The organism is Bifidobacterium sp. WK041_4_12 (genome assembly GCF_041080795.1).
In the GTDB taxonomy this organism is placed as follows: Bacteria; Actinomycetota; Actinomycetes; order Actinomycetales; family Bifidobacteriaceae; genus Bombiscardovia; species Bombiscardovia aquikefiricola.
On sequence record NZ_CP129674.1, the window covers coordinates 544,054 to 557,513 of the forward strand.

Annotated in this window: 7 protein-coding genes and 1 pseudogene; 7 read left to right on the top strand and 1 reads right to left on the bottom strand. The window is 54.9% G+C overall.

The features are described from left to right. The first annotated feature begins 28 nt into the window (after positions 1 to 28). The 7 genes and pseudogenes from QN215_RS02320 to QN215_RS02350 all read left to right on the top strand — a co-directional run bounded on the left by QN215_RS02320 (position 29) and on the right by QN215_RS02350 (position 11,228). Positions 29 to 1,126, top strand: coding sequence for a phosphatase PAP2 family protein (locus tag QN215_RS02320; protein WP_369344528.1), 1,098 nt, complete (start codon positions 29 to 31; stop codon positions 1,124 to 1,126). A gap of 101 nt (positions 1,127 to 1,227) precedes the next feature. Beyond that, on the top strand, positions 1,228 to 4,236 hold the full coding sequence (gene topA / locus QN215_RS02325) for a type I DNA topoisomerase (RefSeq protein WP_369344529.1): 3,009 nt from the start codon (positions 1,228 to 1,230) through the stop codon (positions 4,234 to 4,236). Beyond that, positions 4,233 to 4,901 (top strand): annotated as a pseudogene (tmk, locus tag QN215_RS02330) (dTMP kinase); the annotation flags it as partial. The gene topA and the pseudogene tmk, both read left to right, overlap by 4 nt. Positions 4,902 to 5,056: 155 nt before the next feature. Continuing rightward, a complete protein-coding gene (locus tag QN215_RS02335) occupies positions 5,057 to 6,307 on the top strand; it encodes a DNA polymerase III subunit delta' (protein WP_369344530.1) in 1,251 nt (416 codons plus the stop codon). 108 nt (positions 6,308 to 6,415) lie between these two features. Further along, the gene (locus QN215_RS02340) at positions 6,416 to 6,961 is read left to right on the top strand and encodes a YbhB/YbcL family Raf kinase inhibitor-like protein (protein ID WP_369344531.1); all 546 of its coding nucleotides are present in this window, start codon (positions 6,416 to 6,418) and stop codon (positions 6,959 to 6,961) included. 120 nt (positions 6,962 to 7,081) lie between these two features. Continuing rightward, on the top strand, positions 7,082 to 8,608 hold the full coding sequence (locus QN215_RS02345; RefSeq protein WP_369344532.1) for a C69 family dipeptidase: 1,527 nt from the start codon (positions 7,082 to 7,084) through the stop codon (positions 8,606 to 8,608). A 157-nt stretch (positions 8,609 to 8,765) separates the two neighbouring features. Beyond that, complete coding sequence (locus QN215_RS02350) at positions 8,766 to 11,228, top strand: ATP-dependent DNA helicase RecG (protein WP_369344533.1); 2,463 nt, start codon at positions 8,766 to 8,768, stop codon at positions 11,226 to 11,228. Positions 11,229 to 11,370: 142 nt separating this feature from the next. Here QN215_RS02350 and spxB read toward each other — a convergent pair whose 3' ends face one another. Beyond that, complete coding sequence (gene spxB, locus QN215_RS02355; protein ID WP_369344534.1) at positions 11,371 to 13,218, bottom strand: pyruvate oxidase; 1,848 nt, start codon at positions 13,216 to 13,218, stop codon at positions 11,371 to 11,373. Positions 13,219 to 13,460 lie beyond the last annotated feature (242 nt).

The following is a 13,460-nucleotide window of genomic DNA, read 5'->3' on the forward strand; positions in this document are numbered from 1 at the left end:
ATATAGACCTACCCCTAGAGTCTTGGTTATGAGTGAATTCAAAGAACAGTCAAGCGACACGTCTCGTCCCAGTGATCCGAGCAGTTCAGAGCTTGAGCAGGCGACCGATTCCTTTGAAGAAACCGCAGCCGAGAATAATACTGAACAAACTTCAGAACCTGACAGACTTTCTCTCGCTGGGGTTACGACGGATCCGCTGATCTCCAGACCTCGAAAGGCAAGCATCGCGTTGTGTGCAGGCTTGGGCATTGCGATGCTGCTGCTCAGTGCTGCCCTGTGGCTGTTTGCCGTGCGCACGGTGACGGGACAGGAATACGATGACATGGTTTGGGGCTATTTCTCAGCTGCAATGCCAGCATGGTTTACAGCCGTGCTCAAGATTTTCGTTCACACCTATATCGATGTTGCCATCGTTGCAGTATGCGTGGTGATCGCAGTTGCCGTCAATATAGTGCGTAGACGCTGGGTGCTTCTGATTCAGCTCGCTGTCTTCGCAGTGGTCAGCTTCGCCATTGCATCAACCCTCAAGCATGTGCTGCCTCGGCCATTTCTGGTGAACGTCACATCGTTGACATCGAATTCGGCCCCATCAGGGCATACCCTGTTGGCAGGGACCGGTGCCGTGATTCTTGTATGTGCAGTGCCGCGCGTGTGGCGTGCGGTTGCGGCCATTGTCGGTTGTGCATTCACCGTGCTGGTGGCACTGTCTGTGGTCGAAGCGCAGTGGCATCGTCCTGCCGATCCGCTCATGTCGTTGCTGATCATAGCCGGCCTGGCATGCATCATGCTTGCCTGTACTCGGGGAAGCGGCATGGATGAGCCAGGAACGCGAATGTCTTCGGCAAGCGTTCAAATCGTTGCAACGGTAATGATTACAGCAGGCATTGTGGCTGTGCTCTATGGGGCTTACGCGTTTTGGCAGATTGAGCCAGGTCTCGATCTGGGTGCTCAATGGGCACGCCCCGGTGCATGTGCCGCTGCGTTTGCGCTTATGCTGGGAGTATCGCTGGTGACTTTCGGAATGGTCGCGGCACTTCGTCAGCTCACGGCATCTCCGCTGAGCAAGATAGGCCTGATTGGTGCGCCGCCAGAGCCTCCGAAGTCGGCAGAAGAACGCGATAACTGAACTGTGATGATGCTCGACACAGCCAAACGCGAAGGCGTATTGCCTGATGTGCTTCCCTTATGAGTATGATTGCGTGCGTTGAACATGGTAAGGAGATCAAGATGGCAACCGGCAGCAAGCTTGTGATTGTTGAGTCGCCGACCAAAGCCAAGAAGATAGGCGGCTATCTTGGCGATGGTTATACCGTCATGGCATCAGTGGGTCATATTCGTGATCTTGCCCAACCATCACAGGTTCCTTCGGCAGAGAAAAGTCATTTTGGAAAGTTTGGCGTTGATGTTGACGACGGCTTCAAGCCGTATTACATCGTTGACGGCAACAAGAAAAAAACCGTTGCCGAACTGAAAAGCGCCTTGAAGTCCGCCGACGAACTCTATCTCGCAACTGATGAGGATCGCGAAGGAGAGGCCATCGCCTGGCATCTTGTGCAGACCCTGAAACCTAAAGTTCCGGTAAAGCGCATGGTGTTCCACGAGATTACGCGCGATGCCATCCGAGCCTCACTAAACAAGACGCGCAACGTTGACGACAACATGGTCGATGCCCAGGAGACACGTCGTGTGCTTGACAGACTGTATGGCTACGAGCTGTCGCCAGTGCTCTGGCGCAAGGTTGGGCCGGGACTGAGTGCCGGCCGTGTGCAGTCGGTCGCCACTCGCTTGATCGTCGAGCGTGAACGGGAACGCATGAATTTCGTCCGTACGGCATATTGGGATGTTGTCGCAATGCTGGTTCCTGACGATGCGCAGGAAACTTCATTCCCGGCCCGTCTGGTAGAGCTCGGCAATCGTCGTGTGGCGGGTTCCAGAGACTTCGACGATCAGGGGAAGCCCACGGAGGCCAGTCGCAAAGACAATGCACTGCTCGTTGATGAGGCATTGGCAAACAAGCTCGCAGAAGAGCTCAAGCCAGCTGACTTCACGGTCACCGGCCTGGACACGAAGCCATACCGTCGTCGCCCACAACCGCCTTTCACCACCTCAACCTTGCAACAGACCGCAGGCAATCGTCTTTCCATGAGTTCGAGAGCTACGATGCGAGCGGCACAGGGCCTGTACGAAAACGGCTACATCACCTATATGAGAACCGATTCGGTCACCCTCTCCCAGGAAGCCATCGAAGCTGCACGCGACGACGTTCGCGAGCGATATGGCAAGGAATATCTTTCCGAACATCCAAAGCAGTACACCACCAAAACCGCTGGCGCACAGGAAGCCCACGAGTGCATCCGTCCTGCAGGGGCTCATTTCAGATCGCCTGATGAACTGGCATCGCTGGTTCCTCCCGATCAGCTGAAACTCTATACGCTGATCTGGCGTCGGACTCTGGCTTCACAGATGGCCGATGCTACGGGCTCCACGGCAACCGTTCACATGGAGGCTGAGACGCAAAGTCAGGGACTCGCCCATTTCCAAGCATCGGGAACGGTTATCGACTTCCTTGGATTCATGAAGGCTCTCGGCGAGGGTACCGGCTCGCACGCGCACACAAGCAAATCGAATGAGACTAGCAAGTCAGAGCGTCATCACGAAGAATCCTCGAATGTGGCGCTGCCACAGTTGGACCGTGGCGATGTGCTGAAGGCTCAGGACGTGACTTCCGACGGACACGAAACGCAGCCCCCGGCGCGATATACCGAGGCAACCCTGGTCAAGACCCTGGAGGCAAGGGAGATCGGCCGCCCTTCGACCTATGCAAGCATCATTTCCACGATCATCGATAGAGGCTACGTATATGAACGTGGTCGGGCGCTGATTCCTTCATGGCTGGCTTTCTCAGTCATCAAGCTCTTGGAAAGCAATTTCCCGCAGTATGTCGACTACCATTTCACCGCACAGATGGAAAACGGACTCGACATGATTGCCCACGGCAAGGAAAAAGGCAAGGATTGGCTTACCGATTTCTACTTTGGTGCAGGCGAGCATGCGGCAAAGACCACTTCGCAGATTCATGAAGGCTTGCAAAAGCAGGTGGCACAGCTTGGAGATATCGATGCGCGGGCAATCAACACGATTGCCATCGGCGATGGGTTGCAGGTGCGTGTCGGTCGCTACGGCCCCTATCTTGAAGACACGGTGAACACCGATGAAGAGGGCAATCCGAAACGTGCCTCGTTGCCTGAAACGGTCGCTCCCGACGAGTTGACCGTAGAAAAGGGACATGAGCTCATCGCCACGAATGCCGGAGGCCCGCGTGAGCTTGGCGAAGATCCTGAGACTCATGGCAAGGTTGAGGTGCGCAAGGGTCGGTTCGGCCCATATGTCGCACTGACGCTGCCAGAAGACGATGAAACGGAGCACGCATCAGGTGCGACCAAGAAGACCTCGGCACGGGCAACTTCCAAGACGACAAAGAAAACGACACGTTCAAAAGCAACGAAGAAAGCGGCCGCATCCAAGCCGAAGATGGCATCTCTGTTCAAAACCATGGATCCTGAGACGGTTTCTCTCGATGATGCTCTGAAATTGCTCAGACTGCCTCGTACCGTGGGTGAAGTCGAAGAAAGCGATGACAAGACCGGAGAGGTCTATCAGGCTACGATCATGGCCAACAATGGACGCTATGGTCCGTATCTCACTAAATCCCTGCCTGATGGCAAGAGCGATACGCGTTCTCTGGGCAGTGAAGATGAAATCTTTACCGTCGATCTTGACAAGGCGAAAGAGCTGTTCGCACAGCCCAAGTATGGCAATCGCAGACGCGGAGCCGCAAAGCCCCCACTGCGCGAGCTCGGACCAGATCCCGACAATGGCAAGGCCGTCACCATCAAGGATGGGTTCTATGGCGCATACATCACCGATGGAGAGACAAACAGGACGTTGCCCAGGCAATACACGCCAGAGTCGATAGAGCCTGCTCAGGCATTTGCACTGCTGGCTGAAAAGCGTGCTGCAGGTCCAAGCAAACGACGAAGCTCAAGAGCGAGAGGAACACGCAAAAAGGCTCCCGCAAAGAAGACCGCGGCCGCAACGTCAGCCGCGAAGAAAACAACAGCAAAGAAAACTGCTACTCAACGAAGGTCAACCGCATCAAAGCGTGCGGCCACCACAGCAAAGACTTCTGGCAGGGCTGGAAAAACTTCTGCAGCAAGTCAAATGAAGGAAGCATGAACGGTCTTTTTATATCTTTTGAAGGTGTTGATGGATCCGGCAAGACAACACAGCTTCAACGGCTTAATGCATATGTCATGTCACAGGGGCGCAATGCGCTGATCACCAGGGAACCAGGCGGAACAGCTACGGGTCTGGTCATTCGCGAGCTGCTGCTGCACGGCATCTCGTCATTCCCATCGCTTGCAGTTCTGGGCGCATCGGATGTGGTGGAGCATGGCGCTGATCTGAGCGACAAGGCAGAGGCGCTGCTGTACGCGGCTGATAGGGCTCAGCATGTGCACGAAGTCATTCGACCGGCACTCGATCGCGGCGATGTGGTGCTGTGCGATCGATACATCGATTCTTCGCTTGCTTACCAGGCTGGTGGACGTGAGCTGCGTGATTCGAAGATCCTTGACATCAGTACCTGGGCAACCGACGGTCTGATGCCTCGCCGCACCTATCTTCTGGATATGGATCCTGAAGAATCGCATAAGCGCCTCGAACATCAGCTTGACCGTATCGAGGTGGAAGGCGCTGATTTTCAGAATCGCACGCGTGAGCGCTTTCTCGAATTGGCGCACGACGACCCACAGCGCTATCTGATCATCGATGCAAGTCAGCCAGTCGATGATATCTGGCAGATCATTCAGAAGGATTTCGACGCACTTGCTGCGGGAGACGAGGCTACTGGCGAAGCTGCGGATGCTGCTCCCGCAACTTCAGCCGCAACTTCAGCCGCAGCCCCAACCGCAACCACCGCCCCAGCCGAGAGTGCGGTGCTTGGGGGGATGAAGCAGAGCTTGCCCAGCGAGCAAAGCAACATCGAGGTCCGTGAGTGAGCGTCTGGGACTCCATAGTCGGCCAACGGCCCGTCGTGGAGATGCTGAGCAAGTTGGCTGAGCTCTCTGCGCTCGAAAACCGTGGGGCTATGGCTCGGGATGCAATGGCTCAAGGTGCTCAGGAAACTGAGCCGAGCCACAATCGTGAGCAGGATGAACGGCGCGTCAGGCACGGACTTGCACAGTCCTGGCTGTTTTGCGGACCTCCGGGATCTGGACGTTCGAATCTCGCGCGTGCATTTGCCGCTGCCTTGGAAAGTCCCGATCATGGCATGGGTGACACGCCAAGCAATGTAACCCAGCAGATTCTAGCCGGAACGCATCCTGATGTGACGGTTCTCTCGACAGACAAGGTCACGATAGGCATTGACGAGGTTCGCGGCCTTATCGCTCAGTCCGAGCAGATGCCCAGCACTGCACCGTGGCGCATCATCATCATTGAGGACGTCGATCGAATGCTGGAGCGCACGACCAACGTGCTGCTCAAGGAGATCGAAGAACCTGCAGAGCATGCTATCTGGATGCTCTGCGCGCCAAGCCCGCAGGATGTGCTTCCCACGATTCGCTCCCGAACGCGCGTGGTGAACCTTGCCGTACCTTCGCAGGCAGCAGTTGCCAAGTTCATTCTGGAACACACCGATGTCGATGAACATGTGGCATCGAGGGCATCGCGACTGGCTGAGGGGCATATCGGCATCGCCCGCCTCTACGCCACGAACGAGCGAGTCATGAGCGATAGGGACGAGCTGATCGTCGGCGTGCTCAACCTGCGTCGAACGTCCGATGCCGTGTTGCTGGCGCAACGGCTGATCGACAGTGCCCAAGGGCAGGCTCAGGAAGAGGTCGAATCTCAGGTTGATCGTGACGAGCGGAATTTCCGTCGCATCAACGGACTCGATGAAGGTGAGCGACTGCCCGCCGAATTGCGACCGGCTTTTCATGCCATCGGCAAGAAGGAAGATGTCCGAAGGCGCATCACGCGCCGTTCCAGGGATGTGCTTGACCGAGCCTTCAATTCGGTTGCCAGCATCTACCGAGACGTTGGCGTGCTGCAGAATAATGCAGAAGACTCTGCGGGTCTGATCAATCTTGAAAACAGAACGGCAATAACCGAATTGTCAATCCGCATTGACCGCAATCGAGCGGTCGCGTGCCTTGAGGCTGTCGAAACCGCTCGACGCCGACTGGGTTCCAATGGAGCCCCTCTGCTCGTTTGTGAAGCATTGTTTTCAAGCTTGGTGCCATGATGGCATGCCATGCCGTTGATGTCACGGCCGTGAACATTACGGGTGTGTGAATGTTCACTTTCAGGCTTCCTCATTGTCTGAGCGTGCTTGGTGAGCGATACTGGAGACATGAACATTCAAACGGACTTTTCCACTATTCCAGACCAATACGCAAAGCAAGCTCCTGAAGAACTCAAGATTGATGGAACGCCGATACTTTCCTTTCCTTTCACCGTGAGTGGGGTGAGCGAGAATGCCCTCTATCTGCACTGGATGTTTGTCGATCCAGACTCGATTCCAGTATGTGGCTTCCAGTGGAATCATTGGGCTGCTGCAAATGTTCCGATTGCCGCACTACAATCGGGCTCCGCAGCTTCCGTGTCGATTCCTGAGGACTTTTCTCGCAAGGTCGAACTGATTGCACCCGAGGCCATGCAGGGCAAGAATTCAGAAGCTTCGGCGCTGCTCGGGCACAAGAATCCGAAGATCACCACGGGATACGTTGGTCCGACACCCCCTGATGCCGATCATGAGTATCACTTGATCGTCTGGGCAACCACCGAGCCATTGAAAAAACTGTCGCAAGGATTCTGGTTCAACGAGCTCGAGCGAGAGATTCGCGATGCTCAGGAGGCACCGGAGCGCGCCGAGGTCTTTTTGGTGGGCAGGGTCTGATTGCCAACACCAGTGACGACAGTGTGTATTACAGTGTCGAACATCGAGCGGTCACATGTCTGCCGTGGTGAAGCGCTGCTTGAGCGAGCAGCGGCAGGTTGAGGGAAAGGTTTTGCGCGTATGGGGTGCACAACGATTTTGGTAGGTAAGGACGCAAGCTATGACGGGTCAACCATCATCGCTCGCAACGAGGATTCTCCCAATGGAGAGTTCGATCCGAAGCGTTTCGTCGTCGTACATCCCGAAGACCAGCCACAGCATTATCGCAGTGTGCTGAGCCATGTAGCCGTCGATTTGCCGGCGCATCCGCTGCGATACACCTCCATGCCCAATGCGAATACCGATCAGGGCATCTGGGGCGAAGCAGGAGTGAATGAGGTCAATGTGGCGATGAGCGCCACAGAAACGCTCACCACCAACGAGCGGGTTCTGGGTGCTGACCCCCTCGTGGAGATGAAGACAGGTCAAGGCAAACCGGACGACGTTGACTATCAGCCTGAAACCGTAGGCGGCATTGGCGAAGAGGATATGCTCACCATCGTATTGCCGTATATCAGGACTGCACGCGAAGGTGTTCAACGTCTGGGCGCTCTGCTTGAACAGTACGGCACATATGAGATGAACGGCATTGCCTTCAGCGATGACAGCGAAATCTGGTGGCTTGAAACAGTCGGAGGGCATCACTGGATTGCGAAGCGAGTTCCCGACGCCGCCTATGTGACGATGCCGAATCAGTTGGGCATAGACGAATTCGATATCGACGATGCGTTCAGCGAACAGCGTGAACACATGTGCTCTGCCGATCTTCGCGAGTTCATCGAAGACAACCATCTCGACCTTTCCGTTGAATCGACCACGCCGTTCAACCCGAGGGATGCCTTCGGATCGCATTCGGATTCCGACCATGTCTATAACACCCCTCGCGCATGGTATATGCAACGATTCCTCAATCCATACGACGAGATGTGGGATGGTCAGGATGCTGACCATCGACCGGATTCTGACGACATTCCCTGGGCGCGTCAGCCAGAACGCAAAATCACGATCGAAGATGTGAAATACGTGCTCAGCTCTCACTATCAGGGCACCCCGTTCGATCCATACGGTGCGCGAGGCGATGCTCATACCCGCGGATTGTTCAGACCAATCGGCATCAATCGCAACGGCGAACTTGCCGTATTGCAGATTCGCCCCAGCCTTTCACCAAGCTACCGTGCCCTCCAGTGGATCTCTTACGGTTCCAATGCTTTCAATACGCTTGTTCCCTTCTATGCAAACGTCGACCGCACGCCGGAATATTTGGAGCAGACGCCCCTGCAGGTCAACACCGAAAGCTTCTATTGGGCAAACCGTGTGATAGCGGCGCTCGCGGATTCTGCGTATGCCGAGACTTCGTCGGACATTGAGCATTATCGTCAGGTCGTTGGGACGATAGGGCACAAGCTCATCGCCGAAACCGATAAGCAGTGCGAACAGCTCGAGAACCACGAGCAGCAAAGCGATGCTTCGGATGCAAGCAGCCTGTTGGAAATTGCAAACGAAACCATGTCGTCTTATCTCAAGCAGGAAACCGAACAATTGCTCACAAAAGTGCTCTATATTGCAAGTATGCGCATGAAAAATGGCTTCGGCATGTCGGATAACTAAGCAATCGAGGATGTTGGAGCTTCATTGTGAACTTCTGCAAGTATCAACGCCTTAAAATGGCGAATATTGGACACAAAAAGGCCTGAAATAAGCTCGACTACTTGCAGAAGTTCACAATGAAGCTCAGTGGCCGTGAATGTTGCCAAAGGAGGCGCGGATGGTGTTGCTCGATACGGCAGTTGCTGCCGTGCTTTCGAACAAACGGCGGGTGAATGCGTTGAAGGCGCTTGGGGTCGTGACCTTGCAGGACGCCTTGACTTACTACCCCTTTCGAGTGACCGATCCCGTCCCTATACGTCATCTTCGTGATGCGAAGGTGGATCAGAGCATGGCATTTGGCGCGCAAGTTAGGGCAATACGAATCATGCCGATGGCTCAGCGAAGCGGGCACCGCCTGGAAGTGATCATCGAAGACAATGAGGATTCTTCGACTGCCTCGCTGGTCTTCTTCTCATACAAGCAGTATTTCGTCGATTGGATGAGCACCCGGCTCAAGGTCGGCAGCATGATAGTGGTGCAGGGAATCCCAAGCTTCTATAACGACCGACTTCAATTCACACATCCCGAGATTCAAGTGGTGGGAGAGGATTGCCCGAATCTTCAGGCGGGATTGGCAAGCGTCTCCCGACCTCGCCCGGTGTATCATGCCAACTCAAGAATATCGAGTCAGCACATCCACGACACGATCATAGGAATATTGCGCCTGCTTGCATCGGATGACGATGTTCTCAAACCAAGTTCGCAGACCGAAGAGGCGCAGGATGGCATCGGAGCAATAATCCCCGTCGAACAGCTCGCTGCCAGAATCCCTGACATTCTTCCTGAATCAATAATCCAAGCCAATGGATTGCTGCATCGTGCACAGGCGTTTCTTTCAATTCACGAGCCTGATTCGGTTCAGGCATTCAAGGCCGCACTCTCAAGCCTGAGATTCGAAGAGGCGCTGGTCTCACAGACAGCGTTGCTTCGAACAAAATCCGATGTGAAAACCACGCCAGCCCTTCCCTGCGATGGGTCTGATGCCGATGACCTGGTTCATGAATTCCTGGCCTCGCTGCCTTTCGAGTTAACGCATGGCCAGCGCGATGTCATGGCTGAAATCCGAGCAGATATGGCGCATGCCTATCCAATGCAACGTCTCCTTCAGGGCGAGGTCGGATCTGGAAAAACCATCATTGCTGTGGCCGCGATGCTTCGGGCAGTTGGAGCTGACCAGCAGGCGGTTCTGGTCGCGCCAACCCAGATTCTTGCCGAACAGCACTTTCAGACGATCCGGCGCTTGCTGGGTCACAAGACGCAGGATGAGGCGACCAGCGACAGCGATGCAGCTACAGAGCTGAGCTCCATTCCCGTCGTCCTGATTACAGGTGGCATGCGTCTGGCTCAGCGTAGGAAGGTGCTGGCTGTGGCTTCGAGCGGGAATCCGTGCATCATCATTGCCACGCATGCGGCATTTTCCAAGACCTTCCAAGCCCCCAACCTTGGGCTCGTGGTGATAGACGAGCAGCATCGCTTCGGTGTGGAACAGCGCAACGTGCTGCGAAACAAGTCCGAGCATGCGCCGCATCTTCTGGTCATGACCGCAACGCCAATTCCTCGCACGGCAGCACTCACATGGTTTGGAGACCTTGATCTCTCATGGCTGACAGAACTGCCTGGCGGAAGAAAACCAATCCGCACCACGGTCATCGAAGAGAGCGATGCCTCGATGATGGCGAAGATGTTCGTGCATATTCGCATGCGCATAGATGCAGGGGAACGGGCATACATCGTGTGCCCGCGCATCGATGAAGGGGAAGAGGGCGGCTCAGAACAGTCGCCGCAATCACACCAGACAGGGCACGGGGTATCAGTATCTTCCACAGCTTCAGCGGCTCCAGCGACAGCCCGCCGCTCAAAGCCTGCACGCCAGCATTCCAAGGAACGAGCGGAGGAATTGGAATTCGATGATTTCGAAGAGTTCTCTGTGCCGAATTCGGACGATGACGAGACATCCGCGTCCTTGCCTCCGCTGCATTCAGTCACGACGATTGCATCAAGACTTTCGGCGCTGCCACAGTTCGCTGGACTCAGCATGGCAACGCTCACCGGGCGTGATGACGATGAAACGAAACGTAGCGTCATGCAGCACTTCTCTGCAGGCGAGTGCCCCATCATCGTTGCCACAACCGTGGTTGAGGTGGGTATGGATGTGCCTGAAGCTACCTGCATCGTCGTGTTCGACGCGGACCGCTTCGGTCTTTCGCAGCTGCACCAGCTTCGCGGCAGGGTTGGGCGTGGCGGCAAGCAAAGTTGGGCGTTCTTCATTTCGCGTGCACAGCCTGACAGCATTGCCGCACAACGACTGGCGGTTATCCGCGATTCCACTGACGGCGCTGAAATCGCCCAGGCCGACATGGAGCTGCGTGGGGCAGGCGACGTACTCGGGGATGCCCAATCGGGCGGCCAGTCGTCGTTGAAGCTGCTGCGTGTGATAACCGACGCGAAAATCATCGCGAAGGCTCGGGAGCAGGCTGAAGAATTGCTTGCAGCTGATCCACAACTGAAGGATGAGGTTCAGCTCGCCGGAGCGGTGCTCGATTTCATGCGAGGCAATGAACGATTCCTTACCAGTACATGACGTACATGACAGTACATGAACGAACCGTCGCATGTACAGGCTTGACATGACAGGGAGCGCAATCCAAAGACTCTGAATACTCTGAATACTCTGAATACTCTGAAACTCCGCTCCCTGCCACGCAGCTCGGCAAGCTTACAAGCTAGAACCCGCCCTGTTCGATTGTGCCAATATGTGATTCAAGACCTTCCTTTTCGAGGAAGTACGACAGCGGCTTCAGATCTTCTGCCTCATAGCGCTTCTTGAATCGCTTGATATCCTCATCCGAATGCAGTCGCGGATCAAGCTCAAGCAGCTCCGCAGGCAGAGGACGTTCGTTGCTGATCTTGGCGTCAATGACGACGACACGACCATGTGCAATGTCTCGAATAGCAGCATCGAACACGTCGTTGAGCTGGCTGATTTCCGTAACCGAATAGCCAACGGCCCCCATGGATTCAGCAAGCTTCTTGTAATCCGTGTCCTGGAATTGAACGCCAAGGAACCCTTTGTTGGTGTCCTCCTGCTCGTCCTTGATGAAGCCGTACTGCTTGTTGGCAAACACGACATTGATGATCGGCAGCTTGTATTGCACCTGAGTGGCCAGATCCTGCATCACCATGTTGAACCCTCCATCACCGGCGAGATTCCAGACCTGACGGCCAGGGAAGTCTTGCTTCGCGGCGATGGCACCCGGCAAGCCGATTCCCATCGTGGCAAACAGGGCGGATGTTCTCCACATCTGCTGCGGATTCATATGCAGATGACGAATGGAAGTCTGCGTCACGTCACCGACGTCGATGGAATAGATGGCGTCCTTCTCGGAAACGCGATTGATCTGGTTATACACCTGATACAGTTGCAGCTCGCCTTCGGTTTTCGTCTCCAAGCGGTGAACATACTCGTTCCAGTTGGCAACGTTATCAAGATTTGCACGCCACCAGCCGTTCTCCGGCTTCTCATCGACCTTGTCGTAGATGGCCTTCAGAGCATCTCCTGCATCGCCAAGAATTGCCACATCGGCATAGTGACGCTTGCCCAGCTTCGAAGGATCGATGTCGATTTGAATGAATTTCTTGACGTGCTTGAATACCTTGGACACTTCGGCAAAGGGATAGTTGTTGCCGACGAACACCACAACATCGGCTTCAGGGAACACTTCAACCGATGGCTTGGTGGAAACGCGGTTCGGGCTGCCAAGCAAGGCTTCGAAATCAGATGGGAAGTTGTCCCAGCTGATGCCGGTATTCGCCAGCGGAGCCTTGATCTTGCGGCACAGATCCATGACGATCTTGCCCTTGCCGCGCGTGCCGATCCCCGCGAAGATGACGGGGCGTTCAGCCTCGTTGAGGATGTTGACTGCCAGAGCGATATCTTCGGGATCGAGCGTGGGGTTCGGATACCGACGGTGTGCATGTGCAGTGGAATACCAAGCATCCGTGGCAATGTTCACCCAGCCCAGGTCGACCGGAATCTGCACGACCGCAACGCCATTCTTGGCGTATGCCTGACGAATCGCCTCATCGACGACGTGGGGAAGCTGATCGGCGGTCATCACGGTTCTGTTGTACACGGCAACGTCGGCAAAGATTGGGTTTTCATTCATTTCCTGGAAGGTATCCCAGTTCATGCCGGAAGTGCCAAACTGACCGACCAAAGCCAGAACGGGAACGTGATCCTCTCTGGCATCGTAGAGTCCGTTCATCAGATGTGTGCCGCCGGGCCCTGCCGACCCGAAGCAGACACCGATTTCGCCGGTCATCTTGGCGTGCATGGAAGCCGCCATCGCGCCAACTTCTTCGTGACGCACCTGAACATAATCGATGTGTTGATTCTCTTCGTACAGGGCATCCATCAGAGAATTGATCGAACCGCCTGGAATGTCGTAGATATGCTTGACACCCCACGATTCAAGAAGTTTGACTGTGGCGACACCCGCTGTGATAGTTCCAAGCTCATGCTTGTTGGCAACCTTGGTATCAAAACCGAATTGAATGACATTCTTGGCCATGTTCCGCTCCTTTGCGTTAGTACAGTCACCAATCTGTGTCATCATCGACGCAGATCGCAAGTATTGATTTTTCGAAAGCTCCCCAGTTTCTTACAACTGCTCCTACAACTGCTTCTTACAACTGCTTACAGCTTCTAGCAGTGGAAAATCGCTTTGGAAATTCAACGATAGTCAAACACTATCATCGAGAACGACGAATGGAAGCATTTGCACTATGAGCTGCATCACAGTTCATTGAAGGT

What these genes read in the sequence shown, in the direction of transcription:
- QN215_RS02320 (WP_369344528.1), top strand. Translation starts at nt 29, where the DNA reads ATGAGTGAATTCAAAGAACAGTCAAGCGACACGTCTCGTCCCAGTGAT.
- topA (WP_369344529.1), top strand. Translation starts at nt 1,228, where the DNA reads ATGGCAACCGGCAGCAAGCTTGTGATTGTTGAGTCGCCGACCAAAGCC.
- QN215_RS02340 (WP_369344531.1), top strand. Translation starts at nt 6,416, where the DNA reads ATGAACATTCAAACGGACTTTTCCACTATTCCAGACCAATACGCAAAG.
- QN215_RS02345 (WP_369344532.1), top strand. Translation starts at nt 7,082, where the DNA reads ATGGGGTGCACAACGATTTTGGTAGGTAAGGACGCAAGCTATGACGGG.
- QN215_RS02350 (WP_369344533.1), top strand. Translation starts at nt 8,766, where the DNA reads ATGGTGTTGCTCGATACGGCAGTTGCTGCCGTGCTTTCGAACAAACGG.
- spxB (WP_369344534.1), bottom strand. Translation starts at nt 13,218, where the DNA reads ATGGCCAAGAATGTCATTCAATTCGGTTTTGATACCAAGGTTGCCAAC.